Genomic DNA, 18793 nt, shown 5'->3' with positions numbered 1-18793 from the left:
TCGCTTGCTAGTCGTGATTACTCACGACCCGGTAGTTTTTTCCACGTTACTTTATCACGAAGATACACTGGGCTCGCATGTTCCGCTTCCACAGCTTCACCACGTGCAAAGGCAAAATTCGCCAACACAACCATATCTTGAGAGTCAGGATACAAGATTGTGCCTTGTTCAGTTTCGACATCTAACTGCGCTAGAGGTTCAGCATATTCCGCCCAACCTGTACCTGCCGTTAACCACGTGCCTTTTTGAGACTCAAAGTTAGCCAATAAATCAGCCGGAGCAATCACCAGCTCATTGCCTTGTACCAACCAGTCACCATTCGCTTGGCGAGCATATTGCCCCCAGTACAATTCACCCATACGCGCGTCAATGGCAGTCAGTACACGCTCAGCTTGATGAGTACGGTAAGTGCCTTGCGCCATTGCAGCCAATGTCGAGACACCGACCATAGGTAAATCTGCGCCAAACGCTAACCCTTGGGCGATACCAATACCGATACGTACGCCAGTAAAACTACCAGGGCCACGGCCAAATGCGAGGGCATCAAGCTGCTTAAGCGTAACGCCACCTTCAGCTAACACTTCGTCAACCATAGGTAAGATTTTTGTGGTGTGCTCACGCGGTGCATATTCACAACGTGAAATCACCTCATCACCCACCATAAGGGCAACAGAACAGTTCTCGGTTGCGGTATCAACCGCTAGGATTTTGGTGCTCATTCAAGCCTCTGAATGCTAAATTACTTAACTTCGGTACAATCAAGATCGTTGATTGCACTCAGGAACTGCCCAACGCCAGCCACATCGCGCGTACGCGGGATTGACGGTAGACTTCGTAAAAATACCGCGCCATACGGGCGGGTAACTAATCGGTTGTCACAAATAACTAAGACCCCCTTATCCTTCTTATCGCGGATTAGGCGCCCCACCCCTTGTTTCAAGGTGATAACAGCATCAGGAATTTGGACCTGCGCAAAAGGATCGCCGCCACGTAAACGGCAATCTTCAATACGCGCTTTTAGCAACGGATCATCCGGTGCAGTAAAAGGCAATTTGTCGATAATAACACAGCTAAGGGCTTGCCCTCTAACATCAATTCCCTCCCAAAATGCGCCTGTAGCGACCAATAACGCGTTCCCTCGCTCCAAGTATTCCGCTAATAAGCGCTGCTTGGTCGTTTCTCCCTGAACAAGAACGGGAATATCTAATACTGCTCTAAAGCCTTCCGCTAAGTCTCGTACCATTTGGTGAGAGGTACATAAAAAGAAACAACGCCCTTGGTTATGCTCAATAATCGGCGCAAGCATTTCCACCAGCTTATCGGCAATACCAAAGCTATTCGGCTCAGGTAAGAATCGAGGGACACAGAGTAACGCTTGCGATGCATAATCAAAGGGGCTTTCTAACGAAAATTGCTGTTTCGGTTCTAGCCCCAAACGGTGGCTAAAGTGACCAAAATCATCATCAACGGCTAGAGTCGCAGAAGTGAAAATCCACGCCCCTTGCTGTTGCTGCATTTGCTCACGAAACTTATCAGCAACCGATAGCGGTGTAATATTCAAACTAAAATGACGCGGGGTACACTCATACCAATAGGAATAACCCGTGATCGAGGTATCGGCCAAACGCTCTAACCGTGCTTTTAACAACGTTGCTCGCTCAAAGGCGGCATCCAATAATTGGCTTCGCCCTAACGCCAACTTTAACACTTCATGCGCCAGCTCTAATGCATCACTCAAGCGAACTAATTCACGTTGAATTGCGGGGTTACTTGACGCATCACGCCAGTTACCACGGAAACCGGGTTCCCCAAGCACAATGCGCATTTCCGCTGCCGCCTGAGATAAACGATCCGCCATTTTTTGCAATTGACGCATGTCTTTAGCTTCTGTGCGATAACCAATTTCAATATCTTTGGCGAGTTCTTGCAGCTGACGGCTCGATAAACTCTGACCAAAATACTGGCTGGCAATGTCAGGCATTTGGTGGGCTTCATCAAAAATGAACACTTCCGCTTCAGGGATCAGTTCACCAAAGCCCGTTTCTTTAATCGCTAAATCAGCAAGGAATAAGTGATGGTTCACCACCACGACATCAGCTTCCATGGCTTTACGGCGAGCTCTTACTACGAAGCAATCATCGTATGAAGGACACTCTCGTCCTAAGCAGTTATCGTTATTAGAAGTGATCATAGGGATCACCGGGCTATCTTCGGCAATGGTTTCACATTCACCTAAGTCGCCGGTTTTTGTGGCAGATGACCAAGTGCGAATCTTCACAAGCTGGGTAAGCAAGGTAGGATCCGCATACTGACCATGGCTTTCGGTGATCTGGCGGCTTAGGCGATCATGGCAAAGGTAGTTGCTTCGCCCTTTCAGTAAAGAAACACGCCCAGTAAACCCTAACGCGTCGGCCATAAGCGGCAAATCACGGTGAAAAAGCTGTTCCTGTAAGTTCTTAGAGCCTGTACTTATGATGGTTTTTTTGCCTCGGACTAGAGCTGGAACCACATAGGCAAATGTTTTACCTGTGCCCGTTCCAGCTTCGACCACTAGCTGAGTTTGCTCATTGATAGCACTGTCGACCGCTTTTGCCATATCAATTTGAGGTTGGCGTGCCTGAAAACCAGGGATCGCCTTGTCTAACGCGCCGCCTGCAGCAAAAAACTTCTCAATCATAGTATTGGTTATTTATACAGTAGATAACGCGCCATTATGCCAATATTCACCGCATGCGACCACGATTAATTACGCAAATAGGGTTTCAGCACGATACGATAGAAGTGGAAAGCCTTTGACCATACACACAATAGCGAGTAATAAAGAGAGAGGATTATTAAAATAAATATTCAAGGAAGACAATGGAAAAGAAGACGTTACTCACCGACTGCCCAGATGCTGTCGGCCTAATATCGAAAATCACCAATATTTGTTACAAGCATCAACTGAATATTATTCACAATAATGAATTTGTTGATAACCCAAATCGCCAGTTCTTTATGCGCACAGAATTAGAGGGGGTATTCAATGATGAGACCTTCTTACTCGATCTTGACCACGCTCTACCGCAAGGCAGCCACCGCCAGTTGATCAGTTCAGCGCGTAAGCGCATCGTTATTATGGTCACCAAAGAGGCACATTGCTTGGGCGATATCTTAGTAAAAGCCTTCGATGGCAGTTTGGATGTGGACATTACCGCCGTGGTTAGTAATTACGACAGCTTACAGGGGCTAACGGAGAAATTTGATATTCCGTTTCATTACATTAGCCACGAAGGTATCAGCCGAGAAGAACACGAAACCGCACTTTTGAAGGTGATTAATCAATACCAGCCCGATTACGTTGTACTCGCAAAATACATGCGTATTCTCACACCAGATTTCGTAGCAGCCCTCCCCCATAAAATCATCAATATCCATCACAGTTTTTTACCTGCTTTTATTGGTGCCAAACCCTACTTACAAGCGTATGAACGAGGTGTGAAAATTATTGGGGCAACGGCTCACTTTGTGACAAACGATCTCGATGAAGGGCCTATCATTACCCAAAATGTCATCCCTGTTGATCACAATTTCAGTGCCGATGACATGGCACGCTCAGGTCGTGACGTTGAAAAATCAGTATTAAGTAAGGCGTTAGGGTTAGTACTAGACGATCGGGTCTTTGTTCTGGGAAATCGAACTGTCATTCTGTAACAGCCCCTTATAAAGCATCCCCGCTAAACAACATTGGCTGCAAATACACAAAAGGCGTACTGCTCTGTACGCCTTTCTTATCTGTACTAGCGATTATTCAGACTCACTGTCAATAACCGCTTTTAAACTACAAGGGTGAAGCTTAATACAGATATTACCTTGCTTAAATGCATAGGTAGGGTTAGCTAAACGCTCGTGCTCACCTGATGGCGAGCTCGCTTTCACCTTAATGCCCTGTTCCGTTAATGCATCCCAAGCCAATGATGGTAATTGCTGATCTAACGATGCTTTTAATTCATCCGTTGTCGACACACTCGACGGAATAACGAATTCAACGTGCTCCCACCCCTGCTGTGGATAAACTTTGTCACTTGGATAAGGCAATTCAAGCGCTTCAATTGTCCAGCCTGCAACCTCTAATGGCTTAGCAAAGCCAATAACGACAATAGGGCGACCATTAATTTCGTTATTAGACCATTCTTCGCCGTAAGCTAGCCAAGCTTGATGCAATGCTTTCGCCAGTTCCGCATCGTTAACACGCAACGCAATATGGTCAGCTTGATACGGTGACAAATCGATGCCTAAAGCCAACGATAAATCCGAAATCTTGCGCATGAACGCAGGCAGCTGTGCCAACATTTGCTCAGGGTGCAACCCCGCATCAAAGAGCTTTTGCATGTTTTTTCTCCCGTTGTTTTTATATTTATTAGCAAGCGCATAATTATCCATGTTTTAACGATAGACGAAAGGATAACCTTTACCGCTACAGACCTTATTCTGTCTTACTTGGTGCATAATTTTCACCCTGCGCTCAAAGCGAAAAAAAAATCGCAAACAATACACTTTATGGGTTGCCAAAACACCTCAATTTGTGGGTATTATTAGGGTATTAAGAATCTGTGTTCGCAGACTTTCTTTTCTGAAAGCAACACTAGCCCGTCAAAAATACTCACGCAAGCCAATTCCCTAGGGATATTAACCCTTTGTATTCGGTGTCGTGACTATTTTTGACGGTTTATGATCTCGAGCACAGTGACGTTCTTGCAACGCTAGATTATCGGTATCTGGCGTCCAAACGATTTGAAGGATAAGCGCGTGAACATTCAAGCACTAATTAATGACAAGGTTTCTCAGGCTCTTGAAGCCGCTGGCGCACCAGCTGGAAGCCCAGCAGCCGTTCGCCAATCAGCGAAAGCACAATTTGGTGACTACCAAGCTAACGGTGTTATGGGTGTTGCGAAAAAACTGGGTACTAACCCACGCGAATTCGCACAAAAAGTAATTGATGTGTTAGAGCTAGATGGCATCGCTGAGAAAGTTGAAATTGCTGGCCCAGGTTTCATCAACATTTTCCTAAGCAAAACATGGCTTGCTGAGCGTGCAGAAGAAGCACTAAAAGATGACCGCATTGGCGTTGCACTTGAAGCACAGCAAAACATTGTTGTTGACTACTCTGCACCAAACGTAGCAAAAGAAATGCACGTTGGTCACCTACGTTCAACAATCATCGGTGATGCTGTTGTTCGTACACTTGAATTCCTAGGCCACAATGTTACTCGTGCTAACCACATCGGTGACTGGGGTACACAGTTCGGTATGCTTATCGCAAACCTTGAGCGTGTACAAAAAGAGTCTGGTGAAGTTTCAATGGAACTATCCGATCTTGAAGCCTTCTACCGTGAATCTAAGAAGCTATACGACGAAGACGAAGAATTCGCAGCACGCGCACGTGGCTACGTAGTAAAACTACAAGGTGGCGACGAATACTGTGCTGAAATGTGGAAGAAGTTGGTTGACGTTACTATGATTCAAAACCAACGTAACTACGACCGCCTAAACGTATCACTAACACGTGATAACGTAATGGGTGAGTCTATGTACAACCACATGCTTCCTGGCATTGTTGCAGATCTTAAAGAAAAAGGCCTAGCAGTAGAAAGTGACGGTGCACAAGTTGTATTCCTAGATGAATACAAAAACAAAGACGGCGAGCCTATGGGTGTGATCATCCAGAAGCGTGATGGTGGCTTCCTATACACCACAACCGATATCGCTTGTGCAAAATACCGTTACGAAGAACTAAACGCAGACCGCGTGCTTTACTTCATCGACTCTCGTCAACACCAACACCTAATGCAAGCATGGTCTATCGTACGTAAAGCGGGTTACCTACCTGAAAACGTAACGCTTGAGCACCACGCATTCGGTATGATGCTAGGTAAAGATGGTCGTCCATTCAAAACACGTGCAGGCGGCACAGTTCGTCTAGCAGATCTGCTTGATGAAGCAGAGCTACGTGCAGCGAAACTGATTGAAGAGAAAAACCCAGAGCTAGATGCAGAAGAAAAAGCGACTATCGCCAACACTGTTGCTATGGCTGCAGTTAAGTACGCGGATCTGTCTAAGCACCGTACGACTGACTACATCTTCGATTGGGACAACATGCTGGCATTTGAAGGTAACACTGCACCATACATGCAGTACGCTTACACGCGTGTATCTTCTATCTTCAAGCGTGCAAACGTTGAAGTTGCAGACCTAACTCACCCTGTTGTGATCAACGATGAGAAAGAACAAGCACTACTATCAACACTGCTACAGTTTGAAGAAGCGGTATTAAACGTTGCACGTGAAGGTCAGCCGCACCTAATGTGTACTTACCTATTCGAACTAGCGGGTAAATTCTCTAGCTTCTACGAAGCATGTCCAATTCTGAACGCAGAAGAAGATGTGAAGCAAAGCCGTTTGAAACTCGCTCTTCTTACATCGAAAACGATCAAACAAGGTCTTGATCTTCTAGGCATCGAAACCCTAGAGCGCATGTAAAAAAATGTTACGTTAGACTAAAAACCATTAGCCTTCTAGGGTATCCTTAGAAGGCTTTTTTATATTCGTTAAACAGACCAAATGGCAAGGTCTAGCGCTGCTTAAAGACTTCAGCCTAACAATGCCACCCAACTAACAAGTAGAAAGCAGCGGTAAACACCTCATAGCGCCAGTAGATCCGTCTATCAGCCCGATACCGCTATTATTGATTTAATTACTTATCCCCGCTGCTGATCGATGGAATGCAGGTTATGAACAAAGATAGCTTTGCGAAATCAACGGAAACGCTAAAACAAACTGTTCCTTTGATGATCAAACACAAAGTCCCTACCACCCCCGCTAATTATGCATTGTGGTACACCTACGTCTCTCAAGAGTCACCGCTGTTAAACCAAGCAATGGATGGTGAAATCGCCGCTCAAGGTCAATGTACGCCAACAACTTGTGAACAACTTTATCATCAGCATATTGCAACAAAAGCGGTACAGGACATCTCGCAACTCAAGCAAAGTTTAACGCTCATGATGCAAGAAGTTTCTCACTCGATGACAGACACTCTGACAGAAACTGAATCATTCCAACTCAACCTTGATAAAGGCTTCACTAAATTAGAATCCGCCGAGCGAGAAGGCCTCTCTCTTGAAGAAACCATGGGGCTCGTACGCGGTTTAATTAAAGAATCACGGAACATTCAGCTTTCAACAGGCGCATTCAAAAGCCAACTAAATACCGCTCAGCAAGAAATAGCTACGCTGCGTGAAGCGTTACAAGAGAGTCAAAAAGAAGCGAACGAAGATGCACTAACTGGCATATTTAACCGCCGTGCTTTCGATCGTGATATTGATAGCGTTCAGCAAAAAAACATCCCTTTTTCGCTGATTATGCTCGATATTGATAAATTTAAGATATTCAATGACAGCTACGGCCACCAGCTTGGCGACCAAGTATTAAAAGCCGTATCACGCCGCTTAAAAGAAAGCTGCCGTGAGCAAATGCAAGCTTATCGCTTTGGTGGCGAAGAATTCGCTATTATTCTCGTCAATAAAAACCACAGCACAGCCCGCCAACACGCCGAAACACTACGCCGCAGTATTGAAAGAATATCAGTTCTGGATCGTCGCAACGGTGAGCGAATAAACACTATCACGGCATCATTTGGCATCGCTGAAAAAAGTCGAGCAGAAACCGCAGAAGAAGTTATTTGTCGCGCAGATACATTCTTAAATGATGCGAAGAAACTGGGAAGAAACCGCGTTTTACCCCTCAGTTAATCATCAAAGAATCATATAAAACATCGACAAAAAGGTCAGCAGCGCTGACCTTTTCGCGTTAAGCCTTTAATGGCTTTATGTCGTTTGCTATCTAGGGATATAGTCATCACGTACCAGCTTATTGCCCAAAACGCTGGCCACCATCATGCAACCATGCAAGCTCTTCAGTAGTCGATAATCGCCCATGAGCCGCATTGCGATGTGGAAAACGACCAAATGTTTTTACAACGTCAAAGTGCTTGGTCGCATACTCATAGAAACCATCAAACATTGCTCTATTATCAGCTGATACCAGCTGCCGCAGTTGATCAAAGCGAAACACACACTCTTCTTGATCATCGAGTACCTCTGAATGCTCTAAAGGTAGATAGAAGAAAACGCGCTCAATCGGAGAAAGCTGCTGATCAATATTCTGCGCTAACCCTCGCTTACATATAGCCAGAGCCAAGGCATCATTACGAAATGCTGCGCTCAGCCCACGATAAATATTACGGCTAAACTGATCCAATAAAATAATTAAGGCTAATGCACCTCGAGGCTCTTGGGCCCAATAGCTTAATTCACCTGTGCTTGCTTTACTGACCAAAGGCAAAAAATTATCAGTAATATACTGATCAACTTCTGCACCACCTTGAAACCACAATGCACCTTTATTGATTTTCGTTACTTCACCCTCAATATCCCCGAACCAATAGCTGAGTATGGCTTGATATTCTGCGGCCATCTATCTTCTCCACTTCTCATTACGTCGTTGTATAACAAAAATGATGCGATATTATGTATTTAACCGTTAAGTACTTAACCACATCATAAGACGTTCCATTTTTATATTGATACGTATCTTTAACAGTCAGAATAGCGCAGTGCGAATGTTTGAAAATACTCAATCTGACAGCCTGTGAGCAGCGCTGTACTCTATAGGAATATTTACAATGAATTTCATGCTTCATCCTCGTTTAGCGACAGATACCACAGTTTTGGGCGACCTTCCCCTGTGCCGTGTTCTGCTATCAAAAGAAGCACTTGGTCCTTGGCTGATCTTGGTTCCACGAAAAAATGATTTACGAGAGATCCACCATCTAGCACAAAGCGAACAGTACCAGCTCATTAACGAATCAAGCGCAGTAGCTGCTTTACTCGAAAATGACTATAAAGCAGACAAAATCAACGTCGGGGCTTTGGGTAATCTAGTTCCGCAGTTACATGTTCACCACATCGCTCGTTTTGAAACTGATATCGCGTGGCCTGGCCCGGTATGGGGAAACACCGATGGTACGCAGCGTAGCGAGGCATTACAGCTTGCGTTAGCCGAAGAGTTACGTGCAGAACTTAGTGTAATTGATGGCTTCATCGCTAGCTGTTAGTACAGAATAGCGATCAAAAAAAGGCAACCTTACAAAGGTTGCCTTTTTATTTATTGCGCTTTACTAAACAATAACTTAACGCATAACCGTTACAGATAGTTCATTGTCTTGCAGCTGGCGATACCATACTTCTTTTGCCCCTTGGCAACAGCCATCGGTATCACACCCAATTAACTCTTTACCAATTTTGCCCTTCTGTACCCAGACAGAGAGCATGGCATCAACCCCGTCCTCACTCATACCAAAGTGGTTAGCCAAATCAGTACGGCGAGAGCGACCATGTTGCTCAATATAGTTTTTCAGCTGCTGTAAAATCATAATGCAAGGATCTCAGCTTGTTGTTTCTTACCTTCTCGCTTGAACAACACCAACAAGCCAGCATTGATTGCAACGAAGAATGCAATCCACAACATACTGCTTGTCGGGTGATCTGCAAAGTGCGCCACTTGGTAGAAGACAGATGCAAACGTGTAAGCCAACAACATAGTCCAACCTGCGATGAATAATGAGAACTTCTGACCGAATTCACGTACATAAGCACCCATCGCCGCAGCACAAGGCGTGTAAAGTAGGATGAAAATTAAGTAAGCCATTGCTGCTGCAGAACTAACAAAGTGCGCTTGAATATTACCAAAGACAGAAGCGTCAACTTCTTGATCTTCAGCCACAGCGTCTAAGTCGTTTAGCTCACCAACCGTAATGCCTAAAGGATCGCTATAGCTTAAATCAGACAAGTTTGCACCAATGCTACCAACCGCTTCTTGTAAGCTGCCCACTAAGTCATAGTCAGCACCTTCATCATCAGAAGATGGCGCATACAAACTGTTCAACGTCCCTACAACCGCTTCTTTGGCAAAAATACCCGTAATGATACCAACCGTTGCAGGCCAGTTATCTTCCTTCACACCAATCGGTGCAAGTACAGGCGTCACGATTTGAGCTGCTTTCGAGAGTACAGAAACTTCAGTATCTTCGTTACCAAAAGTACCGTCTGTACCTAATGAATTGAAGAAACTTAAGAACGCAACAACCACAACGATTGTCTTACCCGCACCTAGTACGAATTTTTTCAATTTTTGCCACGTTTTAATACCAACGTTACGCATTGTTGGTAGCTCATAATCTGGCATTTCCATGATGAAGCTATCGCTTGAACCAGGATAAAGCGTGCTACGTAAAATCAAGCCAGTCAGAACAGCGGCAAAGATACCTAGTAGGTACAAAGCAAATACTACATTCTGACCACTTTCAGGGAAGAAGGCCGCCGCAAATAATGCGTAAACAGGTAAACGTGCACCACATGACATAAATGGAGCCATTGCTGCTGCCAATTTACGTTCACGTTCTTGCTCTAACGTACGTGTTGCCATAATCGCAGGTACGTTACAACCAAAGCCCAGTACAAGAGGTACAAAGGCTTTACCCGGTAGACCTACTTTTTGCATCACTTTATCCAGAACAAACGCAGCACGCGCCATGTAGCCCGAGCTTTCTAATAGCGCGAGGAACAAGTACAGACAAGCAATAACAGGAATGAAGGTTGCGACCGTTTGAATACCACCACCGATACCATCCGCAATAACAGTTACCAGCCACACTGGTAGGTGACCATCAAGAAGATAGTGGCCGCCATCAACAAGTAGCGCGCCGACACTGATGTCGAAGAAATCGATAAATGCACTACCAATGTTAATAGAGAACATAAACATTAGGTACATAACAACGAAGAAGAATGGGATACCAAATGCACGATGAAGTAATACGCTATCGATTTTGTCGCTCACACTACGGCTTAATTTGCCTTCTTGGCGACGTACTTGCTGACAAAGTTGGTGCAAGAAAGTGTAACGTACATCAGCCACTTGAATATCTGGATCAACTTCAACGGCTACTTTATTGCGAATATTACATGCAGCGTTCTTATCTGACTCTGATAAGCGATTAATGATTAAGGTATCATTTTCTAGCACACGAATAGCTTGTGAACGAGCATTCACTTCTGCGCTTGCAAATAAAGGTGATAACTCCTTAATCGCGGCTTCAAAAACATCGCCATAATTTAAGTTTATCTCTTTAACAGCAACACCTTGTGTCAGCATTTTGTGCAGTTTCATTTTAAAGTCTGCAACTTGCGACTGGTTATTGGCTGATAAAGTGAATACAGGACAACCGAGTGCTTTCTCTAGCGCTTTCACATCAAGTACTTGACGTTGGCGTTGTAGAACATCCATTTTATTCAGAACAACAACCATAGGGCGGCCAAGTTCACGTAGTTGTAGGGTCATGTAAAGACTACGTTCAAGGCTTGATGCATCAACAACATTGATGATCACATCGGCAGGTGAGGTCAAAATGGCACGTGATGCAATCGCTTCATCTAGGCTGTTAGCATCGTTAGCACTATCAAGGTTATAAATACCTGGTAAGTCGGTCAGCGCAAAGTCATCACCTGAACATTTGTAGTTACCAGTTTTCTTCTCAACCGTAACACCCGCCCAGTTACCCACTTGTTGTTTAGCACCCGTCAAACCATTAAATAGCGTTGTTTTACCACTATTTGGGTTACCGACAGTAAGAATATTATATTGCATTAGCGCACCTCTACATCGATATTAGCGGCAATTTGCTTACGAAGAGCAATGTCGACACCACGAACACGTACTTGTAAAGGGTCACCCATAGGGGCAATACGTACAACAGATAACTCGGTATTAGGCAGTACACCCATCACCATAAGTTTTTTACGCGTAGCTGCGGGTAGCGCAGATAGATCCGACACGACTGCACTCACACCACATGCCATTTCCGACAGTTTCATGAATCGCTTACCTTAATAATAATAATTAGCATTTAATGATATATGTTACATATTGACACATATGCCACCTTGATTAAAGTCAACTAAACTTAACTTATTTACACTTAACTTATTTATCTGTCGGACAAGGCACTCACTCTCATAAAAGTGGGAGAGCACTCTGTAGCATGCTGATTTAATTCGGGTAAATTAAACTGTTTATAAAGCTCGCCATAATGAAAAGACGACGTAAATTGTGAGCTAATGAAAAAATGGGCGCTGGACTGCTCAGGGCAATTAAGCATTCTATAAGTGAGTGATACTTTATATGACATAAAAAAAATGCGCACCGAGTGCGCATTTTTACTGTTGAAGTATCTCGTTAAATTAGCCAGGCATAACCGCTAACAACTTCTGACGTTCTTCACTTGCTAATCGTAGGTATTTTTTACGATCTTTAGAAGGAACAGGTTCAGCCTGAGGCAATGGTACTTTCATCGCGTTCACTGGGCGGTTCTTTTTGATCAATTCATAGTGCAAATGCGGGCCTGTTGAGCGCCCAGTATTACCACTTTGTGCAATACGTTGCCCCATGGTCACCTTATCCCCTACCTTCACTAAGCGTTTATTTAAGTGAAGGTAGCGCGTCATGTATTCACGACCATGCTTAATAACAATATAATTGCCCGCTAATGGATGCTTACTCGACTTCACTACCACACCATCACCAGCCGCTAACACTGAGGTGCCAATAGGTACAGCGAAATCAGTACCGTTATGTGGTGATATTCGCCCCGTGATCGGGTGCTTACGCGTTGGGTTAAACGGAGAGCTAATACGGTAGCGTTTCTCAAGTGGTAAGCGGCGTAATGCACGATCTAGGCTCTTGCCATCAGCGTCATAAAAGTTATTTTCACCAAAACGCATCGCAAAGACTTCGCGATTACCACTCAAGTAGTAGATAGCTTTTACATCGCCTTTATTTACGGCGCGACCATCAATAAATTCACGGTCAACAGAGACAGCAAAGCGATCACCTTTTCGTGCTTCACGACCAAAATCAAACCGCCATTGTAATTTTTGCGCCAACGTCTGAATTTGGTTTGCTGTCAATCCAGCTGCCATCGCTGAGTTATAAAAGCTCCCGCTGATACGGCCAGTAAGTACAACAGGCTTTATCTCGCCGCTCTCTTCTACTTGCTCGTAAGAATAACCGTTTTTGGTTAACGAAAAGGTATCGGTGATTTTGGCACTACGCTTAACCGAAAACTCAGTCACTTGACCGTCGTCGTCAACTGACCATTCGATGGTTTGACCTACACGTAAGTTCTGAATCGATTTATTCACATTGATTAGCGAGTACATATTAGAAATAGGTAGCGCGTATTGCGAAAAAATCGAGCCTAGGGTTTCACCCGAAGTCACTTGATGGCTATGAGAAACATCAACTTCTTCTTGAAGCTGCTGTTCTAACTCATCTTTGGGTACCAAAAATTCAGGGTCTTTAGGATCGACAACTTCCCCGATAGGCTCACTGTTCATATCTGACAGCTTCTCTAAATCGGTACTCAACGCAATATCTACACGTTGATCATTGCCGAAGGTGCTCAGTGTCACTGGTTTCGAGGGCTGCCATAACAAGGCAGCCAGTAACACAAAAGACGTTGATGCTAGCGCAATACGATGTTGGCGTGGAAGCTGCTTGATAGTAGCAACTGCGACCTTATGTAATTTCATTATTATTTAAGACACTTGGTAAAACTTTGACCTAGTTCTTGTAAGAACGCGATGTACCCGCCCTGCTCGTAAGCAATATTTGTAGCCATTGGATCTAATGTACCAATGCTGACATCCGTGCCGTTTACCACACTGCTCACGACTGCAGGAGAAAACTGTGGCTCACTGAAAACACAGTATGCTTGCTTCTCTTGCAGTGCACGACGGATTGAAATAAGAGTTTTAGCTCCAGGTCGGCGATCTGGCTTGACGGTAAAGTGTCCCAAATTGTTTAACTTGAAATACTTTTCAAAATAACCGTAACCATCATGGAAAACGAAGTAGCCATGTTGCACAACAGGTTGAAGCTGTTTTTTTAACTCATCGGTAGCTATATTCACCGATTTTTCAAACTGGGCAAGATTAACTTTATATTCATTTTTATGCAACGGATCAAAAGCAATCAATGTATCAGTGATCACAGCTGCCGCCTGTAATGATTGCGTTGGTCCCATCCAAAAGTGAGGGTCTACCCCTTCATGGCTATGATCATGCCCTGAATGGTCACCTTCCTCGTCATGATCGTAATATAAGAAATCAATTGTGGGCTGTTTTGTCAGAGCAATGTTAGTAACATCATTTGATAGCATTCGAGCCATAAAGGTTTCAAGCTCAGGGCCAACCCAAATAACCAAATCTGCATCATGAATTTTTTTCACATCTGACGGTTTCAATGCATAATCATGCGGTGAAGCCCCCGCAGGCAATAACACGTGTGGTGTCGTTACACCTTGGGTCAATTCTTGTACGATCAATTGCAATGGCTTAACACTAGTTACAACGTTAAACTCCTTTGCCATCAATTGACTAGAAAAGAAAAAAGTGAAGATTAGACCGAATGAGATAAAGCGACTCATATTGGTTTCCATTATAATTATGAACACTAACAAAAAAATTAGTGTTATATTGTAACATCTCAGTTTGCTAACGTCCTTACTAATCTCTTTTTTATGACCATATTAGTTGAATTACAGTCAGTCACCGTTACCTTCGCGGAACGGCACGTACTTGATCAAGTTTCACTCAAACTTGAACGAGGCCAAATCACAACCTTAATTGGACCAAATGGCGCGGGAAAGTCCACCTTAGTAAAGGTCATCACAGGATTACGTAAACCATCTGCAGGCAAAGTCATTCGCCAAAAGGGATTACGCATTGGCTACGTCCCGCAAAAGCTGCAACTTAATGCTTCGCTACCACTTAGTGTCGATCGCTTTATGCGTTTGGCTGGTCGCTACTCTGAAGCTGACCGTATAGAAGCACTGCGCTTAGTTGGTGGTACGCACCTTCACCACAGCGATATGCACAGCTTGTCAGGTGGTGAAACTCAACGGGTGCTACTTGCACGTGCTTTATTACAACAGCCTGATGTTTTAGTGCTGGATGAGCCTGTGCAAGGGGTTGATGTCAATGGCCAATTAGAGCTATACAGTCTAATCCAATCGCTCAGGGATAAACTTAACTGTGCTATTTTAATGGTTTCGCATGATTTGCATCTTGTGATGGCAAAAACCGATCATGTCATTTGTTTGCATCATCACATTTGCTGCTCTGGTGAACCCGATGCAATCACTAACCACCCATCTTATGTGGCGTTGTTTGGTAAACAGCAAAGCGAACAGTTAGCGCTGTATCACCACCAGCACAATCATGAGCATGATTTAGCAGGTAGTCCTGTGGGACCATGCCAACATACACACGATCATTCAGCACCTAGTTCGGATAATAAAAATGCTTGAGTTCCTTTTACCCGCCCTTGCTGCTGGCATTGGTATCGCCATGATTGCAGGCCCTTTAGGGTCATTTGTTGTCTGGCGAAAAATGGCTTATTTTGGCGATACACTTTCGCATGCTTCACTGCTGGGTATCGCGCTCGGTTTTCTGTTTAACATTAACCTCAACCTTGCCTTGCTTATTTGCTGCTTAGTATTGGCGGTTATCTTGGTTACGCTGCAAAAACAAAAATACGTTGCAACCGACACCTTACTTGGCATTTTAGCCCATAGTTCTTTGTCGTTAGGTTTAGTGGCAATTAGCTTCCTTGATCATGTCCGAATCGATCTAATGTCATACCTCTTCGGCGATTTACTTGCCGTTACAACGTCTGATCTATTGTGGATCTATGGAGGAGCAGCAGTTGTCTTAACCTTGCTGGTAACGCTATGGCAACCATTACTGTCGATGACCATCAGTGAAGAATTGGCGCAAGTTGAAGGTATTAATGTTGATTTAATGCGTTTGATACTAATGCTTATGGTGGGAATGGTGATTGCGGTCGCGATGAAGTTTGTCGGTGCTTTGATTATTACTTCACTACTCATTATTCCAGCGGCAACAGCACGTCGATTTGCGAAAAGCCCTGAATCAATGGCGATAATCGCCTCAACCTTAGGGTCTATTGCTGTTATTATTGGTTTGGCTATGTCGTGGCACTACGACACCCCAGCAGGTCCGTCAGTCGTAGTTGCGGCAGCCGCCTTGTTTATGCTGAGTCAATTCAAGCGTGGTGAAGCGTCTTAATTATTCACGACTAAATCACTAGGCCAGTAAGTATTTTGCTGGCCTAATTAAATAAACTACGGTGTTTTCGATCGCAAGTTTGTTGTACTTGCACTGCTGCAGAACGCTTTTTCACATCAGGCAAATAATCAAGTAAGCACTGAAAGTAATCTTGATCTTTTGAGCTAAGCATAAAATTATCAATATATAAACGGTGACAGGCATTAGTCATGATACTTGCCGCAGCACTATCTTCCGCTTGAGAGGCTGACGACAAAATACAATCTTGGTAAGCCTCTTTATCTTGTTTCGCAACAGCGGTGCTCGCGACCAAACATAATGCAACGCTCAGCCCTTTATTTATTCTCACTATCTAATTCCTCCCCCTCTAATACAAGACACAATCATACATTGTTTTATATTATCGCGTAGGGTTATTTCCATAAAAAAACCCGCTAACCAGTAGCGGGTTTTTGTTAAATATTAAAAGCTTACCAACCAGTGACTTCACGTAGTGCTGAGCCAATTTCAGCTAGACTTTTCACTGTCTTAACGCCAGCAGCTTCAAGCGCTGCAAACTTATCGTCAGCCGTACCTTTACCACCAGAAATAATCGCGCCAGCATGGCCCATACGCTTCCCTGGAGGCGCAGTCACACCTGCGATGTAAGACACAACAGGTTTAGTAACGTTAGCTTTAATGTAAGCCGCCGCTTCTTCTTCTGCTGTTCCACCGATTTCACCGATCATTACGATCGCTTCGGTCGCAGGATCTTTTTCAAACATCTCTAGAATATCGATAAAGTTTGCCCCCGGAATCGGGTCGCCACCGATACCAACACATGTTGATTGACCAAAACCTTCATCTGTCGTTTGCTTAACAGCTTCGTACGTCAACGTACCAGAGCGAGAAACAATACCCACTTTGCCCGCTTTGTGGATATGACCAGGCATAATGCCAATTTTGCACTCGTCAGGTGTAATGACACCTGGGCAATTAGGGCCAATCATGCGCACGCCTGCTTCATCAAGGCGTACTTTTACATCAAGCATGTCCAGCGTTGGGATGCCTTCTGTAATGGTTACAATCAGCTTGATGCCTGCATCAATCGCTTCAAGAATCGCATCTTTACAGAAAGGTGCTGGTACATAAATCACAGAAGCGGTAGCCCCTGTTGCTTCAACAGCGTCACGCACGGTATTAAAAACAGGAAGACCTAGGTGCTCGGTGCCGCCTTTACCAGGAGAAACACCACCAACCATTTGTGTACCGTAAGCAATAGCTTGCTCTGAGTGGAAAGTACCTTGACCACCCGTGAAACCCTGACAGATTACCTTGGTATCTTTATTAATTAGAACTGACATTATTTACCCTCCGCCGCAGCAACTACTTTCTCAGCTGCTTCAGTCAACGAAGTCGCAGCAATAATGTTTAGGCCGCTTTCAGCCAATTTCGACGCTCCTAGCTCAGCATTGTTACCTTCAAGGCGAACAACCACTGGCACTTCAACGCCCACTTCTTCAACAGCACCAATGATACCTTCTGCGATTAAATCACAACGAACGATACCACCGAAAATGTTAACCAATACGGCTTTTACATTGCTATCGGAAAGGATGATTTTAAATGCTTCTGTTACACGCTCTTTGGTTGCACCACCACCAACATCAAGGAAGTTTGCTGGCTGGCCACCATGTAGGTTGACGATATCCATCGTACCCATCGCCAGACCGGCACCATTAACCATACAACCAATGCTACCATCCAACGCAACGTAATTTAGTTCCCATTTCGCGGCATGTGCTTCACGCTCATCTTCTTGTGAAGGATCGTGCATTTCACGCAATTTAGGTTGACGGTACATCGCATTTGAGTCGATGTTAATTTTACCATCTAGGCACACTAGGTTGTCGTCGCCGGTGATAACTAGAGGGTTAATCTCTAAAAGAGCAAGATCGTATTCAGAGAACATGTTACCAAGACCCATAAAGATCTTTGTAAATTGTTTAATTTGATCGCCTTTAAGACCCAGTTTAAATGCTAATTCACGGCCTTGATAAGCCTGAGGGCCAACCAATGGATCGATCGCAGCTTTATGAATAAGTTCTGGCGTCTCTTCTGCCACTTTTTCAATTTCCACACCACCTTCAGTCGATGCCATGAAAACAATACGGCGCGTACCGCGGTCTACAACTGCACCCAGGTACAGTTCATTTGCGATATTTGATGCTTCTTCAACCAGAATTTTTGTAACTGGTTGGCCATTCGCATCTGTTTGGTAAGTCACTAGATTTTTACCTAGCCACTTTTGTGCGAATGCTTTAATGCCTTCTTTTGTGTCATGCAGTTCTACACCGCCCGCTTTACCACGGCCACCAGCGTGAACCTGACATTTTACTACCCATTTGTCGCCGCCAATTTTACCCGCCGCCTCAGCCGCTTCTTGTGGTGTGTCACAAGCGTATCCTTCTGGAACTGGCAGACCGCATTCAGCGAACAGCTGTTTTGCCTGATATTCGTGCAGATTCATGATGTTCTATCCGTTTTTATATCCCTTAAGGGATTTG

18 protein-coding genes are annotated in these 18793 nt (G+C 44.4%); 6 read left to right on the top strand and 12 right to left on the bottom strand.

Translation table 11 applies throughout. The features are described from left to right. Nucleotides 1-17: 17 nt before the first annotated feature. Nucleotides 18-719, bottom strand: a complete 702-nt coding sequence (tsaB, locus tag OCU77_RS05210; protein ID WP_107302349.1) for a tRNA (adenosine(37)-N6)-threonylcarbamoyltransferase complex dimerization subunit type 1 TsaB — start codon at nt 717-719, stop codon at nt 18-20. Nucleotides 720-739: 20 nt separating this feature from the next. Further along, entirely contained in the window at nt 740-2677 is a 1938-nt protein-coding gene (locus OCU77_RS05205; RefSeq protein WP_048898718.1) for an ATP-dependent DNA helicase, read from the bottom strand. Between the two features lie 182 nt (nt 2678-2859). Here OCU77_RS05205 and purU point away from each other — a divergent pair, with 182 nt between their 5' ends. Beyond that, nucleotides 2860-3693, top strand: a complete 834-nt coding sequence (gene purU, locus OCU77_RS05200; protein ID WP_048898717.1) for a formyltetrahydrofolate deformylase — start codon at nt 2860-2862, stop codon at nt 3691-3693. Between the two features lie 93 nt (nt 3694-3786). Here purU and OCU77_RS05195 read toward each other — a convergent pair whose 3' ends face one another. Further along, nucleotides 3787-4371, bottom strand: coding sequence for a VOC family protein (locus OCU77_RS05195; RefSeq protein WP_048898775.1), 585 nt, complete (start codon nt 4369-4371; stop codon nt 3787-3789). 417 nt (nt 4372-4788) lie between these two features. On the opposite strand from OCU77_RS05195, the gene argS reads away from it, so the two are divergent. Continuing rightward, the gene (argS, locus tag OCU77_RS05190) at nt 4789-6519 is read left to right on the top strand and encodes an arginine--tRNA ligase (protein WP_107302348.1); all 1731 of its coding nucleotides are present in this window, start codon (nt 4789-4791) and stop codon (nt 6517-6519) included. Between the two features lie 251 nt (nt 6520-6770). Further along, on the top strand, nt 6771-7790 hold the full coding sequence (locus tag OCU77_RS05185; RefSeq protein ID WP_107302347.1) for a GGDEF domain-containing protein: 1020 nt from the start codon (nt 6771-6773) through the stop codon (nt 7788-7790). 118 nt (nt 7791-7908) lie between these two features. On the opposite strand, the gene OCU77_RS05180 is transcribed toward OCU77_RS05185, so the two are convergent. Continuing rightward, nucleotides 7909-8514, bottom strand: coding sequence for a DUF924 family protein (locus tag OCU77_RS05180; protein WP_048898716.1), 606 nt, complete (start codon nt 8512-8514; stop codon nt 7909-7911). Nucleotides 8515-8722: 208 nt separating this feature from the next. Between OCU77_RS05180 and OCU77_RS05175 the strand changes: the two genes are divergently transcribed. Next, nucleotides 8723-9154, top strand: coding sequence for an HIT domain-containing protein (locus tag OCU77_RS05175; protein ID WP_048898715.1), 432 nt, complete (start codon nt 8723-8725; stop codon nt 9152-9154). A 75-nt stretch (nt 9155-9229) separates the two neighbouring features. On the opposite strand, the gene OCU77_RS05170 is transcribed toward OCU77_RS05175, so the two are convergent. From OCU77_RS05170 to znuA, 5 genes are all read right to left on the bottom strand, one after another. Continuing rightward, nucleotides 9230-9472: a FeoC-like transcriptional regulator gene (locus OCU77_RS05170; protein WP_048898714.1), complete on the bottom strand. Its 243-nt coding sequence runs from the start codon at nt 9470-9472 to the stop codon at nt 9230-9232. Next, on the bottom strand, nt 9469-11745 hold the full coding sequence (feoB, locus tag OCU77_RS05165; protein WP_048898713.1) for a Fe(2+) transporter permease subunit FeoB: 2277 nt from the start codon (nt 11743-11745) through the stop codon (nt 9469-9471). Before feoB ends, OCU77_RS05170 begins: the two co-directional genes overlap by 4 nt. After that, on the bottom strand, nt 11745-11972 hold the full coding sequence (locus OCU77_RS05160) for a FeoA family protein (RefSeq protein ID WP_048898712.1): 228 nt from the start codon (nt 11970-11972) through the stop codon (nt 11745-11747). The genes feoB and OCU77_RS05160 overlap by 1 nt, the downstream gene beginning before the upstream one ends. 366 nt (nt 11973-12338) lie before the next feature. Continuing rightward, complete coding sequence (gene mepM, locus OCU77_RS05155) at nt 12339-13688, bottom strand: murein DD-endopeptidase MepM (protein WP_107302346.1); 1350 nt, start codon at nt 13686-13688, stop codon at nt 12339-12341. Between the two features lie 2 nt (nt 13689-13690). Beyond that, the gene (znuA, locus tag OCU77_RS05150) at nt 13691-14584 is read right to left on the bottom strand and encodes a zinc ABC transporter substrate-binding protein ZnuA (RefSeq protein WP_048898711.1); all 894 of its coding nucleotides are present in this window, start codon (nt 14582-14584) and stop codon (nt 13691-13693) included. A 93-nt stretch (nt 14585-14677) separates the two neighbouring features. On the opposite strand from znuA, the gene znuC reads away from it, so the two are divergent. Together znuC and znuB are read left to right on the top strand one after the other, a co-directional pair. Continuing rightward, nucleotides 14678-15466, top strand: coding sequence for a zinc ABC transporter ATP-binding protein ZnuC (gene znuC, locus OCU77_RS05145; protein ID WP_048898710.1), 789 nt, complete (start codon nt 14678-14680; stop codon nt 15464-15466). Further along, nucleotides 15459-16247 (top strand): zinc ABC transporter permease subunit ZnuB, encoded by a 789-nt coding sequence (gene znuB, locus OCU77_RS05140; RefSeq protein ID WP_107302345.1) that lies wholly within the window; start codon nt 15459-15461, stop codon nt 16245-16247. Before znuC ends, znuB begins: the two co-directional genes overlap by 8 nt. A gap of 43 nt (nt 16248-16290) precedes the next feature. Here znuB and OCU77_RS05135 read toward each other — a convergent pair whose 3' ends face one another. The 3 genes from OCU77_RS05135 to sucC all read right to left on the bottom strand — a co-directional run bounded on the left by OCU77_RS05135 (nt 16291) and on the right by sucC (nt 18756). Then, nucleotides 16291-16596, bottom strand: a complete 306-nt coding sequence (locus tag OCU77_RS05135; RefSeq protein WP_048898709.1) for a VF_A0006 family four-cysteine protein — start codon at nt 16594-16596, stop codon at nt 16291-16293. Nucleotides 16597-16717: 121 nt separating this feature from the next. Continuing rightward, entirely contained in the window at nt 16718-17590 is an 873-nt protein-coding gene (gene sucD, locus OCU77_RS05130) for a succinate--CoA ligase subunit alpha (protein WP_107302344.1), read from the bottom strand. Further along, nucleotides 17590-18756: an ADP-forming succinate--CoA ligase subunit beta gene (gene sucC, locus OCU77_RS05125; RefSeq protein ID WP_107302343.1), complete on the bottom strand. Its 1167-nt coding sequence runs from the start codon at nt 18754-18756 to the stop codon at nt 17590-17592. Before sucC ends, sucD begins: the two co-directional genes overlap by 1 nt. Nucleotides 18757-18793 lie beyond the last annotated feature (37 nt).

The sequence above is a fragment of the Photobacterium swingsii genome (genome assembly GCF_024346715.1).
Classification (GTDB): domain Bacteria; phylum Pseudomonadota; class Gammaproteobacteria; order Enterobacterales; family Vibrionaceae; genus Photobacterium; species Photobacterium swingsii.
The sequence above is the reverse complement of the archived record's forward strand: the minus strand, read 5'-3'. Positions and strand labels throughout refer to the sequence as shown.